The organism is Kluyvera sp. (genome assembly GCF_047971185.1).
Lineage (GTDB): Bacteria > Pseudomonadota > Gammaproteobacteria > Enterobacterales > Enterobacteriaceae > Kluyvera.
The window spans coordinates 1-17,592 of record NZ_JBKDZH010000031.1 but is presented as its reverse complement, the minus strand read 5'-3'; the positions used below and the strand labels follow the sequence as shown (position 1 = coordinate 17,592).

Genomic DNA, 17,592 nt, shown 5'->3' with positions numbered 1-17,592 from the left:
TATGTCACTGGCAAAAGCTTCTGTGTGGACCGCCGCGTCCACGCTGGTAAAAATTGGCGTTGGCCTGCTGGTGGTAAAGCTGCTGGCGGTGTCGTTTGGCCCTTCGGGCGTCGGCCAGGCGGGTAACTTCCGCCAGCTGGTGACCGTGCTTGGCGTACTGGCCGGGGCCGGTATTTTTAATGGGGTAACTAAGCTTGTCGCCCAGCATCACGATGACCCGGCGCGCCTGCGCCAGGTGGTCGGGACCTCCTCGGCGATGGTGCTGGGGTTCTCGACGCTGCTGGCGGCGATCTTCCTGCTGGCGGCCGCGCCGATAAGTCAGGGCCTGTTCGGTCATACCCATTACCAGGGGCTGGTCCGGCTGGTGGCGCTGGTGCAGATGGGTATCGCGTGGGCCAACCTGCTGCTGGCGCTGATGAAAGGCTTTCGCGATGCGGCGGGCAACGCGCTATCGCTGATTGCCGGCAGCCTGATTGGCGTGGTGGCCTACTACGCCTGTTACCAATTGGGTGGCTATGAGGGCGCGCTGTTGGGGCTGGCGCTGGTGCCGGCGCTGATCGTCATTCCGGCGGCGGTGATGCTGACCCGACGCGGGGTGATTCCGTGGCGCTATCTCAAGCCGCAGTGGGACAAGGCGCTGGCGAGCCAGCTGGGGAAATTTACCCTGATGGCGCTGATCACCTCGGTAACCATGCCGGTGGCCTACGTGATGATGCGAAACCTGATGGCGGCGCATTACAGCTGGGACGAAGTGGGGATCTGGCAGGGCGTCAGCAGTATCTCTGACGCTTATCTGCAGTTTATTACCGCTTCGTTTAGCGTTTACCTGTTACCTACATTATCGCGGCTGGTGACGAAGCAGGATATTTCCCGCGAAATTGGCCGCTCGCTGAAGTTTGTTTTACCGGCGGTAGCCGCCGCGAGCCTGACCGTCTGGTTGCTGCGTGACTTTGCTATCTGGCTGCTGTTCTCCGCGAAGTTTGTCGCCATGCGTGACCTCTTCGCGTGGCAGCTGGTGGGCGATGTATTGAAAGTAGGCGCTTACGTTTTTGGTTATTTAGTCATCGCTAAGGCCTCGCTGCGCTTCTACATTCTGGCGGAGCTGAGCCAGTTCACGTTGCTGACGGCGTTTTCGCACTGGCTGATTCCGGCGCACGGCGCGCTGGGAGCGGCGCAGGCCTATATGGCGACCTATATTGTTTATTTCACGCTGTGTAGCGGCGTATTTTTAATTTGGCGTAAACGGCAATGACCGAACTGATACACATCCTGGGATCGGATATCCCTCATCATAACCAGACGGTGCTGCGGTTTTTTGCCGATGAGCTGGCCGCAGAGCCTGCACACGCCCGTCAGTTTATGGTGGTCAGCCAGGACGACGGCCTGGCGGCCGCATTTCCTTCGCTGATCATTGAACGATTCGCCGACAAATCGGCGCTGGCGAAAGCCGTAGTGGCGAAGGCGAAAGCGAATCGTCAGCAGCGATTTTTCTTCCACGGTCAGTTTAATACCGGCATCTGGCTGGCGCTGCTGAGCGGTGGCCTCAAGCCATCGCAGGTGAGCTGGCATATCTGGGGCGCGGATTTGTATGAAGTCTCCCGCGGCCTGAAGTTCCGCCTGTTTTACCCGCTGCGCCGTAAGGCGCAAGGGCGCGTGGGGCGTGTATTCGCCACCTGCGGCGACCTGAGCTATTTCGGCAATATGCACCCGCAGGTGCCCGGCGAACGGCTCTATTTCCCGACGCGTATGGATCCGTCGCTCAATTCGCTGGCCGATGCCACGCCGCGCGACGGCAAACTGACCATTCTGGTGGGCAATTCTGGCGATCGCAGCAACGAGCACGTTGCCGCGCTAAAGGCGGTGCACCAGCAGTTTGGCGACACGGTTAACGTGATTGTACCGATGGGTTATCCGGCCAACAACGACGCTTATATTGCCGAGGTAGACAGCGCCGCTCAGGCGTTGTTTAGCAAAGAAAATGTGCAAATTCTGCGTGAAAAGCTGGAATTTGACGCCTACCTTGCGCTATTGCGCCGCTGCGATTTGGGCTATTTTATTTTTGCGCGCCAGCAGGGCATTGGCACGCTGTGCCTGCTTATTCAGGCAGGCGTTCCCTGCGTACTGAACCGTCAGAACCCCTTCTGGCTGGACATGGCTGAGCAAAATATTCCGGTGCTGTTTACCGATGATGCGCTCACCGTACCGGTGGTGCGTGAAGCCCAGCGTCAGCTGGCGCTGGTGGACAAAAACGCCATCGCCTTTTTCAAACCTAACTATCTGGCGCCGTGGCATCGGGCGCTGCGGCTGGCGGCGGGGGAGGCGGTATGAGCGAAATGCAGTTTACCGGGCTGTTCGTCGTCTGGCTGCTGTCGACGCTGTTTATCGGCACCCTGACGTGGTTCGAGTTTCGCCGCGTGCGCTTTAACTTCAACGTATTCTTCTCGTTGCTGTTTCTGCTGACCTTCTTCTTCGGCTTCCCGCTGACCTGCACGCTGGTGTTTCGCTTTGGTGTGGGCGTCTCTCCGCCCGACGTCCTGCTGCAAACGCTGCTGATTTCGGTCTGTTTCTATGCGGTGTACTACGTCACCTACAAAACCCGTCTGCGCCCTGCCAATGCGGCGGCACCGCGCCGCCCGCTGTTTACCATGAATCGGGTCGAGACGCATATTACCTGGGTGCTGCTGATGGGGTTGGCGCTGTTAACGGTTGGCACCTTCTTCCTGCATAACGGTTTCCTGCTGTTTAAGCTGCATTCCTACAGCCAGATATTCTCCAGCGAAGTGTCCGGGGTCGCGCTTAAGCGCTTCTTCTACTTCTTTATTCCGGCGATGCTGGTGGTCTATTTCCTCAAGCCGGGCTTTAAAGCGTGGATTGGCTTCCTGATTGCCACCGTGGCTTTTGGCCTGCTGACCTATGCCATCGTCGGCGGCACGCGCGCCAATATCATCATCGCCTTTGCGATCTTTCTGTTTATCGGCATTATCCGCGGCTGGATTTCGCTGTGGATGCTGGTTGCGGCGGGTGTGCTGGGCATCGTCGGCATGTTCTGGCTGGCGCTGAAGCGCTACGGTATGAACGTCAGCGGCGACGAGGCGTTTTACACCTTCCTCTATCTCACGCGCGATACCTTCTCGCCGTGGGAGAACCTGGCGCTGCTGCTGCAAAACTACGACAAGATAGACTTCCAGGGGCTGGCGCCGATGGTGCGCGACTTCTACGTCTTTATCCCCAGCTGGCTGTGGCCGTCGCGCCCGAGCATCGTGCTGAACACCGCCAACTACTTTACCTGGGAAGTGCTCAACAACCACTCCGGCCTGGCCATCTCACCGACGCTGATTGGCTCGCTGGTGGTGATGGGCGGCGTGTGGTTTGTGCCGCTGGGCGCCGTCGCGGTGGGGCTGATTATCAAATGGTTCGACTGGCTGTATATGCTGGGCAACCAGGAGCCGAACCGCTATAAGTCGGCCATCCTGCACAGCTTCTGCTTTGGCGCGATTTTCAACATGATTGTGCTGGCGCGCGAGGGGCTGGACTCTTTCGGCTCTCGCGTGGTGTTCTTTATGGTTATCTTTGGCTTCTGTTTGCTGGTGGCGAAACTGTTGTACTGGTTGTTTGAGAGCGCGGGGCTGATTCATCAGCGGCTAACACGCCCTTCGCACGTTGGAGAAGGATAAAATGGCTGACTTACAGACCGCGCCGACTTACGCCCTACGCGGGATTAACCTTATTGGCTGGCGCAATATGCAGCACGCGCTGGACTACCTGTACGCGGACGGCAACCTGAGGCCGGGGACGCTGGTGGCGATCAACGCCGAGAAGATGCTGACGCTGGAAGATAACGCGGAAGTGCGCGAGCTGATTACCGCCGCAGAGTTTAAGTATGCCGACGGGATTTCGGTGGTGCGATCGGTACGCAAGAAGTATCCGCAGGCCAACGTGTCGCGCGTGGCGGGCGCCGATCTGTGGGAGGCGCTGATGGCGCGCGCGGGCGCAGAAGGAACGCCGGTGTTCCTTGTCGGCGGCAAGCCGGAGGTGCTGGCCGAAACGGCGCAAAAGCTGCGCCAGCGGTGGAACGTCAATCTGGTGGGCACCCAGGACGGCTACTTTACCGCCGAGCAGCGTCCGGCGCTGTTTGAGCGCATCCGCGACAGCGGGGCCAAAATCGTGACCGTCGCGATGGGCTCGCCGAAGCAGGAGATCCTGATGCGTGATTGCCGTCAGATCTATCCTGACGCGCTCTATATGGGCGTGGGGGGGACCTACGATGTCTTCACCGGGCATGTCAAACGGGCGCCGAAGGTGTGGCAAAACCTGGGGCTGGAGTGGCTTTATCGTCTGCTCTCCCAGCCAAGTCGTCTCACCCGTCAGCTGCGTCTGCTGCGCTATTTACGCTGGCATTACACCAATAACCTCTGAATAGTCTGCGTGTTATTGGCAATGAATCACGCATTTCCTGCGTGATTCATTCACAATATCGATACGTTATCCCTCATTTATATTTGCCATTTAATCGAAATTGTTAAACCATTCGCCTGCCCTGACGATGTATCCGTATTTCTACTGATACGTCCACATCCGAACAACATCTTTTTTTCTATAAAAATAAAACCGGCATCGACCGGATATCTATGCAAACGCAAGAGGATTTATGGCAGAGAATAAACCGGAGCTCCAGCGCGGTCTGGAAGCCCGTCATATCGAATTGATTGCCCTTGGCGGCACCATCGGCGTGGGCCTGTTTATGGGGGCGGCCAGTACCCTGAAGTGGGCCGGGCCGTCGGTGCTGCTGGCCTACATTCTGGCCGGGGTATTTGTTTTCTTCATCATGCGCTCAATGGGCGAAATGCTGTATATCGAACCGGTCACCGGCTCGTTTGCCGTTTATGCTCACCGTTATATGAGCCCGTTTTTCGGCTATCTCACCGCCTGGTCCTACTGGTTTATGTGGATGGCGGTTGGCATTTCGGAGATCACGGCGATAGGGGTGTACGTCCAGTTCTGGTTCCCGGAAATGGCGCAGTGGATCCCGGCGCTGATTGCCGTCGGGCTGGTGGCGCTGGCGAACCTGGCGGCGGTACGACTGTACGGAGAAATTGAGTTCTGGTTCGCGATGATTAAGGTCACCACCATTATCGTGATGATCGTGATTGGCCTTGGCGTCATTTTCTTTGGTTTTGGCAACGGCGGTACCGCCATTGGGTTTAGCAACCTGACCGAGCACGGCGGCTTCTTCGCCGGGGGATGGAAGGGCTTCCTGACGGCGCTGTGCATTGTCGTGGCTTCTTACCAGGGCGTGGAGCTGATCGGCATGACCGCCGGTGAAGCCAAAAATCCGCAGGTCACGCTGCGCAGCGCGGTTGGCAAAGTGCTGTGGCGAATCCTGATTTTCTACGTCGGCGCGATTTTCGTTATCGTCACCATCTTCCCGTGGAACGAGATTGGCACCAACGGCAGCCCGTTCGTGCTGACCTTCGCCAAAATCGGTATTACCGCCGCGGCGGGGATTATCAACTTTGTGGTGCTGACCGCGGCGCTGTCTGGCTGTAATAGCGGAATGTACAGCTGCGGGCGCATGCTTTACGCGCTGGCGAAAAATCGTCAGCTGCCTGCGTTGATGGCGAAAGTCAGCAAAAGCGGCGTACCGGCAGCCGGGGTGAGCGTGTCGATCGTTATCCTGCTGATTGGCTCGTGCCTCAACTACATTATTCCTAACCCACAGCGGGTGTTCGTCTACGTCTACAGCGCCAGCGTGCTGCCGGGGATGGTGCCGTGGTTTGTTATCCTGATTAGCCAGCTGCGTTTCCGCCGCGCGCATAAAAAAGCGATTGCCAGCCATCCGTTCCGCTCGATTATGTTCCCGTGGGCCAACTATTTGACCATGGCGTTCCTGATTTGCGTGCTGATTGGCATGGGAATCAATGACGATACCCGTATGTCGCTGTTTGTGGGCGCGCTGTTTTTGGCCATCGTAACCGTGGTTTATAAGGTTTTTGGCATGGGCAAGGGCGTTGAAGTGCAAAAAGTGCAGAAATAAGCAGCAAAACGCACAAACCATGAGCAAACGATAATTTTCTTTAAAAAGGCACTAGACAGCGGGGTAGGAAGTCCGTATTATCCGACCCCGCAACGGCGCTAAGCGCCCGTAGCTCAGCTGGATAGAGCGCTGCCCTCCGGAGGCAGAGGTCTCAGGTTCGAATCCTGTCGGGCGCACCATTTACCCGGTGCTGGAGCTGCGGTGGTTTTTTTTAGACCGCGTAAAAGATTTGTAGTGGTGGCTATAGCTCAGTTGGTAGAGCCCTGGATTGTGATTCCAGTTGTCGTGGGTTCGAATCCCATTAGCCACCCCATTATTTGATAGAGTTGTGAATTTGCGAAGGTGGCGGAATTGGTAGACGCGCTAGCTTCAGGTGTTAGTGTCCTTAGGATGTGGGGGTTCGAGTCCCCCCCCTCGCACCACGACTTTAACGAATTGAACTAAAAATTCAAAAAGCAGTATTTCGGCGAGTAGCGCAGCTTGGTAGCGCAACTGGTTTGGGACCAGTGGGTCGGAGGTTCGAATCCTCTCTCGCCGACCAATTTTGAACCCCGCTTCGGCGGGGTTTTTTGTTTTCTCCGTTCCAAGCACATTTCCGAATTTCTCGCCATGCGCAAAAAACGCCCCTTTCGCTGAGAAATGCTTCACTATGATGAAGCATTCCCGTGCATAAGGATGGCGAGACGATGCCCCAACAGATCCCAATCCGCGCGTTTCACGCGATGGCCAAGCCCAGCGGCTCTGACTGCAACCTCAACTGTACCTACTGTTTTTATCTTGAGAAGCAAGCGCTTTACCCCGACGTGTGCTCACGCATGAGTGACCAGACGCTGGAGGCCTACATCAAAAACTATATTGCCGCCGTTGAAGCGCAGGCTGAAGTGGCCTTTACCTGGCAGGGTGGCGAGCCGACGCTGCTGGGGCTCGACTTTTATCGTCGCGCGGTGGCGTTACAGGCTAAATATGGCGCGGGTCGACGCATCAGCAACAGTTTTCAGACCAACGGCGTGTTGCTGAATGACGAGTGGTGCCTCTTTTTCCGCGAACAGCGTTTTTTAATCGGCCTGTCGCTGGATGGCCCGGCGGAGATTCACAACGCCTATCGTCTGACAAAAGGCGGCAAGCCCACGCACAAGCTGGTGATGCGCGCGCTGGCGCTACTGCAAAAACACGGTGTTGATTACAATGTTCTGGCCTGCGTGAACCGCCAAAGCGCACGACAACCGCTTAAAGTTTATGATTTTCTGTGTGAATCCGGCGTGGAATTTATCCAGTTTATCCCGGTCGTCGAGCGCCTGGCTGGCCCGCGGGAAGCTAATGTGGGGCTTTCGCTGCAGGGGCCAGGGAGTGAGCACTCAGCAGAGAGGGTCACGGCCTGGTCCGTTCGCCCGAAAGCCTACGGTGAGTTTCTTACCGCGACTTTTGACCGCTGGATCCAGCGCGACGTCGGTAAAGTATTTGTGATGAACATTGAGTGGGCTTTTGCCAACTTTGTCGGCGCGCCCGGTGCGGTGTGTCATCATCAGCCCACCTGCGGGCGCTCAATCGTTGTTGAGCACAGCGGTGATGTTTATGCCTGTGATCACTATGTCTACCCGGAATTCCAGCTCGGCAATCTCCATCAACACAGCTTTGCGCAGATGGTTGATACCCCTGAGCAGGAACAGTTTGGGTGCGATAAATTTGCCCGCCTGCCGGTGGCCTGTAAGCAGTGTGAAGTGCTGAGGGCGTGCTGGGGCGGCTGCCCTAAGCATCGCTTTATCCCAACGGAGGGTGGTGAGCAAAACTACCTGTGTGAAGGTTTCCGCCACTACTTCCGTCATTTGCCTCCGTATCTGAAAGCGATGCGCGATCTGCTTGCCAGCGGTCGCCCGGCTAGCGACATCATGAAGGCGCAGCGGGTATTCCCATTGCACAAATAGCCAGCTCGCCGGAGATGTTTCCGGCGAGCTGGTTCAGTGCGGCTGTCAGAGCTTGATTTGGACTTTTGGCGGATATTTTTTCAGGATAGCCATGTAGTCATGTACTTCGGTCTGTAGCGGCACGCCCATCGGTATGTGGCGAACGCCGACGGATTCGCTTTCTTGTGGGTCGGTATACAGATTAAAGATCATGGTTCCTGCCGTCTGCATCACCGCGCCGGTGAAACCGCCCTGATAGCCGGTTTGGGTAAAGGCATACGGTTGTTGAATCAGCAGATGATATTTAAACTCATCGATACGCACGGCAGAGAGCTGGCCGTTGAGGAAGTAGTGTTCCGCTTTGCGGTTCGACTGCCCGTTGCTGCCAAGGAAGAATGAGGACTGATCGACCCCGTCAATGAAGGTGGTTTTGGGGACCAGTTTAGAGACTTCCGCTCCCGGTTTACCGGCTAACGCCAGCGCCGTTGGGAACAGATCCGCCAGATCGACGATACCGTCTGATTTACGCGGCTGGATCATCCCCTTCCAGTAAACGAAGGTGGGGACGCGGACGCCGCCTTCCCAGGTAGAGCCTTTTGCACCCCGGAACGGCGTGCGGCCATGCGGCGGGACTTCCGCTTCCGGACCGTTATCGGAGGTGAAGACGATCAGCGTATTATCCAACTGGCCATTTTTCTCCAGTGTTTTATACAGGTTGGCGAACACATCATTCATTTCAACCATGCAGTCGCTAAAGGATGTGCGCGCCGGTGAACTTCCCGCATATTTGGCGTTAGGGTAGTTGTCGAAGTGGCAGCCGCGCGTGCCGTAGTACAGGAAAAAGGGCTTATCGCTTTTCGCCATCTTGTTGAGGAAGTCTACGCCGTACTGCATCCAGCGCTGATCGAGATCCTCCATATACTTTGGCGTAATGTCAGCAATCGCTTCCTGTTTACCGCCTCGTACCGCGTGAACGTCATCTTTACTGAAGGGCAGGTTTTTAATGTATTCGGAGCGAGATGGGCTTAGCGCGACTTCTGGGTTCACGTTGACGTCACGCCACTCGGTATACATATCTGAGACCGAATTAAACCCGCGGAAATCATCAAAGCCGACGTTCTGCGGCTGCGAGCCTTCATTTTCGCCCATGTGCCATTTACCGATCGCCTGAGTGACATAACCCTGATCGTGCAGCAATTGTGGCAGGGTGGTTAACCCTTCCAGCCCGCCGGGCATGCCATACATTGGTGGCATCAGAATCCCGTGGTGTACCGAGTATTGACCGGTCATGATGGTGGCGCGTGTGGGAGAGGAGCTGGGCTGCGAGTAAGCAGAAGTCAAAATTAACCCCTGACTGGCAACGGCATCGATATCCGGAGTTGGGTTGCCAACCGCGACACCGCCGCCGTTAAAGCCAACATCCATCCAACCTACGTCATCGAGAATGAAGATGATAACGTTAGGTTTTTTTCCGGTTTTTTTCTCGATGTCGGCCAGCTTTTGCTGCGCCTCTTTATTCTGTTCGGGGTGCATCATTACCGGCATCATATTATCGGCAATAGATGTCGCTTTTTTTACCAGATATTGATTAGGGTGATCGTAACCGGAGTAACCTTGCTTAGCTGTCGCTACCGCGGGTGTATCTACCGCATTAGCGAACGCAGGAAGCGCCGTAATGATAGCTACAGCCAGCAGCTTACGTGGGAAAGATAAATCCATTATATAATCTCCAGGTAATATATTATTGATAGATACAACAGCCTTGGATAAGAAGGTTAAAACAACTATCTAATAATTATGGATAAAAGATTACAGCAACGGCTGGCGTTGCCTGTGAAGAATCGTATACCTTAATTTCTTCTGCTGTAAATATAATGACAGCGCAGGTGCGATAATGGATTAATAATCAATTGTTACTAATTTCTAAATAATTTGCCGCATGAATGAGGCCGATATTGTTATCTGGTTTTATTATTTATATATTGCCGTGGCTTATTATTATGGTTAAATAAAACGGCAAAGTGAAATGACTGCGATGGCATGTTTTTTGATGAGTTAAAAAAGACGATATTGTCTTTAACCAGACATGTCATTTCTCAAAATTTTATGACATAATGCGCCGCGTAGATGCTCATTCCATCTCTTATGTTCGCCTTGTGCCTCATAAACTCAGGAATGACGCAGAGCCATTGACGGTGCTTATCGTCCACTGACAGATGTCGCTTTCGCCTCATCAGACACCATGGACATAACGTTGAGTGAAGCACCCATTAGTTGTCGAATTAAACCTGTATTAGCGCCTGCTCTCACAAAGAGCAGGCGTTTTTTTATGGGGAAAGAAAAAGAAAAGGGGCCGACTGGCCCCTTTTTTCCGCGCCAGCGTTACGCTGGCGGGTTGTTCTGCAACGTCAGCATCAGCCCATCCCGGCGCATCGCCGCCGCTTCTTCCGGCTGCTTCAGGCGGTCGAGTGTATCGGCCAGCCAGGCGTAGTCGAAGGCATCCGGGCGCTGCTTGAGCGCGGCGCGGAACGCCAGGCTCGCTTCCTGCCACTCGCCGTGCTTCATCAGCGACTGGCCCAGCGTGCTCCACAACAGCGGGCGGTCGCCCACGGTTTTGATCTGCTGGCGCAGCAGTTTTTCCATCTGCTCCGGGTTATTGGTGTGCAGGCGCGGGATCAGCATCACCAGACGATCGTCATACTGGCGCTTCAGGCCATCGATGATGATCTGCTGGGCGGTGTCATGATCGTCACACTCAATCAGATGATCCGCCATCGCCACCTGCAGGGCCACCTGGTGGCGGGTCTTACGGCTTTGATTCTTCCACCAGTTACGCAACCCTTCGCTGCCCTGATCGGCGCGGGCTTGATCCATCAGACCAATCCACGCCTGCTGCTCCAGCGCCGCGCGGTGGGCGTCATCGCCAACGTTGGCTTTTGCCATCGATGGGATGATATCCAGCAGCGAGCTCCAGGCGCCGGTCTGAATATAGGCCTGTTCGGCCAGACGCAGCACTTCCGGATGACGCGGGGCGATTTCCAGCAGCTTATCAATACCGTGGCGCGCCGCGTGGGTTTCATTTCGCGCCAGCTGAAGACGGGCGCGGGTGATCTCCACCGGAATCAGATCGTTACCGGCATTTTCCGCCGCACGTTGCAGATGTTGGTTGGCGCGGGCCTCGTCGCCACGCTGCTGCGCGGCCTCGGCGGCCAGCAGGTAGTTAACCACCGGCTGCTCGGCGTGATCGGCATTCTTCGACATCAGCTTCTCAACCTGCTGATAGTCGCCTTCCGCCAGTTTCAGCAGCGCCTGCTCGGTCTGCTTGCGCGCACGACGGCGTTTACGGCCAACGAACCAGCCGCGGGTGTGGGCGCTGGTGCGGAAAATGCGGCGCAGAATCCATTCCAGCGCGAACAGGACCACCATGATCAGAATCATGATGATGACCAACCCGGTCACGCTGGTTTCAATGTTGTAGTTGTCAGTCTGAATCAGCACGTAGCCCTGGTGGCCGGCAATCATCGGGCCGACTACCACGCCGGCAATCAGCAGTGCGAAGAGTAATAAGACTTTAAGCATCGATTACTCTCCTTGCGCTGGGGCTGGCGCAGGTTCTGCGGCGGCCGGTTGCTCTGCCGTAGGCTGAGCAACAGCGGGCTGCGCCATCAGGTTACGCACGCGGGTCTGCATCAGTTTTTCCAGAATCGGCTGGCTTTGCAGGGTTTCCGGAACGTCCATGGCGATACTCTGCTGGCTGAGTTGATCGACGTCGTTCAGGAACGTTTTCGTGGCGGCGTCATCGGTATCATAGTAGGCACGTACCCAGGTAGAGACGTTATCCAGCGCCTGCTTGTAGGTTTCCTGCTGATGGCGCGGCACCGCCTGCGATGCGGCCAGCAGCTGGGCGCGAATGTTTTCACGCAGGTAGATATCCTGGTTCGGCGCCAGCAGCGGAACGGCTGTTTCATCACGGCGGCGAATGGTAATAAAGCTGTCCATAAAGTTCTGCCAGCTTTTTTGCAGGTTGACGCGCCATTCGCTGAGCGATGCCGACAGCTCGCCGTCGTCGCTGTCCATCGGCGAATCGTCGGTATTGTTGTCTGCCAGACGCAGGTTATCCACCTGATTGGCCAGCTGATTGACTTTCAGAATAATGCCGTCGAAATCCACCTGTGACACGGCGGAGAGGCTGGCGATATCTTCGGTAATCGCCCGACGCGCGGTGATAAGACTTGGATCGTTCATATCCGCGAGGCTGGCATCCGCGCTTTTCAGCAGCGCGGCGGCGGTGGTCACATCCTGATCGCTCCACAGCTTGCGGCTAGCCAGCTTCACAAGAAAGTCGGACTGGGCCAGCAGCCAGGTTTTTGAATCGGTGCCGGAGATGGCGGCCACTTTCTGCTGCACTTCATCCAGCTGCTTAGCCATTTCGCTTTGCTGCGCTTTCGCCGCATCCAGCTGTTCGGCCTGCTGTTTAATGGTGGCTTCCAGCGCCTCTTTCTGCGCATCCTGGGCTTTTTGCAGGGCGACGAGCTGATTGGCGAGAGTATCGCTGGTCGTGGTTTGGTTGACGGCCTGCTGCTTGCCCCAGCCGTACAGGCCGACGCCCGCCGCTAGCGCGATGGCGATAGCAACGGCGCTCAGCACCAGACTGGTTTTCCCGCCGGTATTTTTCTTCTCAGCATTTTCTGGCTTACGAACCTCGGGCTGCGGCGCGGTGTTCACCACGTCCCCGGAGTCTTCAACCACGGCGGAGTTTTCTTTTTGTTCCGTCATTATGGCTTCCAATTTTGAGAGTTATTGTAATGCGCGTAGCAGCGCATCGTTGTCTGCGCTATCGGCAACCTGAATTTCCTGCCAGCCCATCTCCCGGGCCAGTTTTGCAATGCGCTCGCTCACCACCAGCAGCCGGCATTTGAGCAACCAGCTCTCCCGGTACCAGAGGGGAATGAGCGACCAAAGTTGTTGTAGCATTTCGCCGCTGGTGACCACGAGCGTCGACACGCCTCGCGACTGCCAGCGCATGGCTTCTTCCGCCCCATCGTAGTGGATGGCACCGCGCTGGTAGCATTCACACAGCGTGACGTCGGCGCCGCGCGCGGTCAGCGTCTCGGCGAGCAGTTCACGGCCGCCGTTGCCGCGCAGAATTAGCGCTTTCTTTCCCGCAATATTTTGTAATTCAGGTAATTGTAGCAATACTTCGCTGATTTCCCGATCTAAAGGGTAGCGCACCTCGGCCCCGCTGACCTGATGCAGCGCCAGCGCCGTGGTGCGGCCAATAGCAAAATAGCGGGGAGCGGCAGGCCAGCGAAGACGCTGCTGCTGAAGCTGGGCGTGGGCAAAGCTCACCGCATGCTGCGACAGCGCGAAGGCCAGGTCCCCGTCGCCGAGCGCGCCAAGCGCATGGCCGAGCGCGTTGAGTTCGCGGCCGGGGGTGAATTCAATCAGCGGGAAACTCCAGGCTACTCGCCCCAGCGCGCGCAAACGGCTGACGAGCTCTTCACTTTGCGGGGCGGGGCGGGTAACCAGGATGGTCATACGGCGGCGTCTCCGTCGTAGACGGCGGCAAGAATTTCCCGCGCGCCGTTATCGAGCAGCTCATCGGCCAGATCAATGCCCATCTTCTCGGCATCTTCCGGCTTGCCGCGACGTTCACCGCACACCATCTGGCTACCGTCCGGCGCGCCAACCAGCGCGCGCAGCCACAGTTCGCCATTCGTCAGTTCCGCATAGCTGCCGATAGGCACCTGGCAGCCGCCTTCCAGCCGCGTGTTCATCGCCCGCTCGGCGCGCACGCGAATGGCGGTGTCATCGTGATTCAGCGGTGCCAGCAGCGCGCGGGTGTGTTCGTCGTCGAGACGGCACTCAATGCCGACGGCACCCTGACCGACGGCCGGCAGCGACTCTTCCGGCGACATCGGCTGGCGGATGCGGGCATCCAGCTCCAGGCGTTTGAGGCCAGCAACGGCCAGGATGATGGCATCGTAGTCGCCGTTGTCGAGCTTACTCAGGCGGGTGCCGACGTTGCCGCGCAGCGAGCGAATCACCAGATCCGGTCGGCGTTTGGCCAACTGGCACTGGCGGCGCAGGCTGGAGGTGCCGACGACGCTGCCTGCCGGGAGGTCGTCCATGCAGGCGTAATGGTTTGAGACAAAGGCGTCGCGCGGGTCGTCGCGCTCGCAGATGGTCACCAGCCCAAGCCCCTCGGGAAATTCGACCGGCACGTCTTTCATCGAATGCACGGCGATATCGGCGCGATTTTCAAGCAGTGCCAGCTCAAGCTCTTTGACAAACAGCCCCTTGCCGCCCACTTTAGCCAGCGGCGTATCCAGAATCACATCGCCGCGCGTTACCATCGGCACAAGCGTCACCGTCAGCCCGGGATGGCAAGCCTCCAGGCGTTCTTTTACATAGTGCGCTTGCCAGAGTGCGAGCGGGCTTTGGCGTGTGGCAATTCTCAAAACTTTGTCTAACATGCTTGTTACCGTCATCTATCGTCCGTTGTTCATCCTAACATTGTTGCCTTAATGATGTTAGTTTTCAGGGATTCATACCCTGAACAAATCGCGATGCAGGAAACGTGCCTTCAGCCCAAACGAAGACAAGCATCAACGGGGTTGTGTTTACCGTTCATTACTGGCACTGTCTTGATCGTATGCCGGGGTTTACAGCAGCATTCAATGCTACACTTGTTGTAGTGCAACATTCTTTACGGTCAACCGGCAAGGTGTTAAATTGATCACGTTTTAAACCATTTTTTGTCCAGAATTCGATAATCACAACGACGGATAAAAAACGGTAACGGTTCTTCTTGTTGAAATATTAAAGCCTCCGTACCTGCACCATTCAAGATACGTCGAGGTTTTGAACATCAGGCGATATGTCTTGTACCTCTATATTGAGACGCTAAAACAGAGACTGGATGCCATCAACCAACTGCGCGTGGATCGCGCGCTTGCAGCCATGGGCCCTGCTTTCCAGCAGGTATACAGTCTACTGCCGACATTATTACATTATCATCATCCGCTGATGCCGGGTTACCTTGACGGTAACGTTCCCAAGGGCATCTGCCTCTACACGCCTGATGAAACCCAACGCCACTATCTCGACGAGCTCGAGCTGCATCGCGGCATGCCGCCGCAGATCTCTGCCAAGGGCGAACTGCCGATTACCGGCGTTTACACCATGGGCAGCACCTCGTCCGTCGGCCAGAGCTGTTCCTCCGACCTCGATATCTGGGTCTGTCACCAGGCGTGGCTCGATAATGATGAACGCCAATTGTTACAGCGCAAATGCAGCCTGCTGGAAAGCTGGGCGGCGTCGCTGGGCGTAGAAGTCAGCTTCTTCCTGATCGACGAAAACCGCTTCCGCCATAACGAAAGCGGCAGCCTGGGCGGGGAAGACTGCGGTTCAACGCAGCACATTTTACTGCTTGATGAATTTTACCGGACGGCGGTACGCCTGGCGGGCAAACGTATTCTGTGGAATATGGTGCCGTGCGAAGAGGAAGATCATTACGACGACTACGTGATGACCCTCTACGCCCAGGGCGTGCTGACGCCGAACGAATGGCTTGACCTCGGCGGATTGAGCTCGCTCTCCGCCGAAGAGTACTTTGGCGCCAGCCTGTGGCAGCTGTATAAGAGTATCGACTCGCCGTATAAAGCGGTGCTGAAGACCCTGCTGCTGGAAGCCTACTCGTGGGAATACCCCAACACGCACCTGCTGGCGAAAGACATTAAACAGCGCCTGCACGACGGCGAGATCGTCTCTTTCGGTCTTGACGCCTACTGCATGATGCTGGAGCGGGTGACCGACTACCTGAAGGCGATCGACGACGAAACCCGTCTCGACCTCGTCCGCCGCTGCTTCTACCTGAAAGTGTGCGAAAAGCTCAGCCGTGAACGCGCCTGCGTTGGCTGGCGTCGTGAAGTGGTGGGCCAGCTGGTGAAAGAGTGGGGCTGGAGCGAAGAGCGTCTGGCGATGCTCGATAACCGCGCCAACTGGAAGATCGACCAGGTGCGTGAAGCGCACAACGAACTGCTCGATGCGATGATGCAGAGCTACCGTAACCTGATCCGCTTTGCGCGCCGCAATAACCTCAGCGTTTCCGCCAGCCCGCAGGATATCGGCGTGCTGACGCGTAAACTGTACGCCGCGTTTGAAGCGCTGCCGGGTAAAGTGACGCTGGTGAACCCGCAGATCTCCCCGGACCTCTCCGAACCGAATCTGACCTTTATCTATGTTCCGCCGGGGCGCGCCAACCGTACGGGTTGGTATCTCTACAACCGTGCGCCGAATATGGAATCGATCGTCAGCCATCAGCCGCTGGAATATAACCGCTATCTGAACAAGCTGGTGGCCTGGGCCTGGTTTAACGGCCTGCTGACCTCACGCACGCGCCTGTTTATTAAAGGCAACGGGATTGTCGATCTGGCGAAACTGCAGGAGATGGTCGCTGACGTTTCGCACCACTTCCCGCTGCGTCTGCCGGCGCCGACGCCGAAAGCGCTGTACAGCCCGTGTGAAATTCGCCATCTGGCGATTATCGTCAACCTCGAATATGACCCGACGGCGGCCTTCCGCAACCAGGTTGTGCACTTTGATTTCCGTAAGCTCGATACCTTCAGCTTTGGCGAAGATCAGAAGTGCCTGGTCGGCAGCGTCGACCTGCTGTACCGCAACTCGTGGAACGAAGTGCGTACCCTGCACTTCAACGGCGAGCAGGCAATGATTGAAGCGCTGAAAACCATTCTCGGGAAAATGCACCAGGATGCCGCGCCGCCGGACAGCGTCGAAGTGTTCTGCTACAGCCAGCACCTGCGCGGTTTAATTCGTACCCGCGTGCAGCAGCTGGTCTCCGAGTGTATTGAACTGCGCCTTTCCAGCACCCGTCAGGAAACCGGGCGCTTTAAAGCGCTGCGCGTCTCCGGGCAAACCTGGGGCCTGTTCTTTGAGCGTCTGAACGTGTCGGTGCAGAAGCTGGAAAACGCCATTGAGTTCTACGGCGCGATTTCGCATAACAAGCTGCACGGCCTGTCGGTACAGGTGGAGACCAACCACGTCGAGCTACCGCCGGTGGTCGATGGTTTTGCCAGCGAAGGGATTATCCAGTTCTTCTTCGAGGAATCGGGCGAGGAGCAGGGCTTTAATATCTACATTCTTGACGAGAGCAACCGCGCGGAGGTGTATCACCACTGTGAGGGCAGCAAAGAGGAGCTGGTGCGCGACGTCAGCCGCTTCTACTCGTCGTCGCACGATCGCTTCACCTACGGCTCGAGCTTTATTAACTTCAATCTGCCGCAGTTCTATCAGATTGTGAAGGTGGACGGCCGTGCGCAGGTGATCCCGTTCCGCAGCCAGGCCATCGTGCCGCCGCCGTCGAACCACGACAACAATAACGCGCCGCTGTTGCAGCAGTATTTCTCTTAGCGGATGTGTCGCCCCGGTGTCGCTTAGCTAGGCCGGGCTAAGGTAGTGCAACGTTGTATCCCGGCCGAGCGAATAGAAGCCCGGCTTTCACAAAACGCGTAGAGGAAGCTAACATCTTAACCCGCCAGCTGCGTTTCAGCCTGCTCAATCAGATTGCAGAACGGTTAGCCGCTGAGATCGCAGAACCACTCGAAGCCTTTCAGGTCAAAGTGAAAGACGCCCAGT

At 56.6% G+C, this 17,592-nt stretch carries 12 protein-coding genes and 4 tRNA genes; 11 read left to right on the top strand and 5 right to left on the bottom strand.

What is annotated here, in order from left to right; all coding sequences use genetic code 11:
• Position 1 precedes the first annotated feature (1 nt).
• The 10 genes from wzxE (at position 2) to ACK5JN_RS07440 (ending at position 7,956) form a co-directional block, all read left to right on the top strand.
• A complete protein-coding gene (gene wzxE / locus ACK5JN_RS07485; protein WP_416869578.1) occupies positions 2-1,252 on the top strand; it encodes a lipid III flippase WzxE in 1,251 nt (416 codons plus the stop codon).
• A complete protein-coding gene (locus tag ACK5JN_RS07480) occupies positions 1,249-2,328 on the top strand; it encodes a TDP-N-acetylfucosamine:lipid II N-acetylfucosaminyltransferase (RefSeq protein WP_416869577.1) in 1,080 nt (359 codons plus the stop codon). Before wzxE ends, ACK5JN_RS07480 begins: the two co-directional genes overlap by 4 nt.
• On the top strand, positions 2,325-3,674 hold the full coding sequence (wzyE, locus tag ACK5JN_RS07475) for an ECA oligosaccharide polymerase (RefSeq protein WP_416869576.1): 1,350 nt from the start codon (positions 2,325-2,327) through the stop codon (positions 3,672-3,674). The genes ACK5JN_RS07480 and wzyE overlap by 4 nt, the downstream gene beginning before the upstream one ends.
• Before the next feature lies 1 nt (position 3,675).
• Entirely contained in the window at positions 3,676-4,416 is a 741-nt protein-coding gene (gene wecG, locus ACK5JN_RS07470; protein ID WP_416869575.1) for a lipopolysaccharide N-acetylmannosaminouronosyltransferase, read from the top strand.
• A 232-nt stretch (positions 4,417-4,648) separates the two neighbouring features.
• Positions 4,649-6,034: a bifunctional threonine/serine APC transporter ThrP gene (gene thrP / locus ACK5JN_RS07465; RefSeq protein ID WP_416869574.1), complete on the top strand. Its 1,386-nt coding sequence runs from the start codon at positions 4,649-4,651 to the stop codon at positions 6,032-6,034.
• A gap of 102 nt (positions 6,035-6,136) precedes the next feature.
• Positions 6,137-6,213, top strand: a tRNA-Arg gene (locus tag ACK5JN_RS07460).
• A 58-nt stretch (positions 6,214-6,271) separates the two neighbouring features.
• Positions 6,272-6,347, top strand: a tRNA-His gene (locus ACK5JN_RS07455).
• Positions 6,348-6,370: 23 nt separating this feature from the next.
• Positions 6,371-6,456: transfer RNA gene (locus ACK5JN_RS07450), tRNA-Leu, on the top strand.
• A gap of 42 nt (positions 6,457-6,498) precedes the next feature.
• Positions 6,499-6,575: transfer RNA gene (locus ACK5JN_RS07445), tRNA-Pro, on the top strand.
• Between the two features lie 145 nt (positions 6,576-6,720).
• Positions 6,721-7,956: an anaerobic sulfatase maturase gene (locus ACK5JN_RS07440; protein ID WP_416869573.1), complete on the top strand. Its 1,236-nt coding sequence runs from the start codon at positions 6,721-6,723 to the stop codon at positions 7,954-7,956.
• A 45-nt stretch (positions 7,957-8,001) separates the two neighbouring features.
• Here the strand turns inward: ACK5JN_RS07440 and ACK5JN_RS07435 are convergent, their stop codons facing one another.
• From ACK5JN_RS07435 to hemC, 5 genes are all read right to left on the bottom strand, one after another.
• Positions 8,002-9,654 (bottom strand): arylsulfatase, encoded by a 1,653-nt coding sequence (locus tag ACK5JN_RS07435; RefSeq protein WP_416869572.1) that lies wholly within the window; start codon positions 9,652-9,654, stop codon positions 8,002-8,004.
• A 663-nt stretch (positions 9,655-10,317) separates the two neighbouring features.
• A complete protein-coding gene (hemY, locus tag ACK5JN_RS07430) occupies positions 10,318-11,514 on the bottom strand; it encodes a protoheme IX biogenesis protein HemY (protein ID WP_416869571.1) in 1,197 nt (398 codons plus the stop codon).
• Between the two features lie 3 nt (positions 11,515-11,517).
• The gene (hemX, locus tag ACK5JN_RS07425; RefSeq protein ID WP_416869570.1) at positions 11,518-12,711 is read right to left on the bottom strand and encodes a uroporphyrinogen-III C-methyltransferase; all 1,194 of its coding nucleotides are present in this window, start codon (positions 12,709-12,711) and stop codon (positions 11,518-11,520) included.
• A 21-nt stretch (positions 12,712-12,732) separates the two neighbouring features.
• A complete protein-coding gene (hemD, locus tag ACK5JN_RS07420) occupies positions 12,733-13,473 on the bottom strand; it encodes a uroporphyrinogen-III synthase (RefSeq protein WP_416869569.1) in 741 nt (246 codons plus the stop codon).
• On the bottom strand, positions 13,470-14,411 hold the full coding sequence (gene hemC, locus ACK5JN_RS07415) for a hydroxymethylbilane synthase (protein WP_416869568.1): 942 nt from the start codon (positions 14,409-14,411) through the stop codon (positions 13,470-13,472). The genes hemD and hemC overlap by 4 nt, the downstream gene beginning before the upstream one ends.
• Positions 14,412-14,820: 409 nt before the next feature.
• On the opposite strand from hemC, the gene cyaA reads away from it, so the two are divergent.
• Positions 14,821-17,367 (top strand): class I adenylate cyclase, encoded by a 2,547-nt coding sequence (gene cyaA / locus ACK5JN_RS07410; RefSeq protein WP_416869567.1) that lies wholly within the window; start codon positions 14,821-14,823, stop codon positions 17,365-17,367.
• Positions 17,368-17,592: the final 225 nt, after the last annotated feature.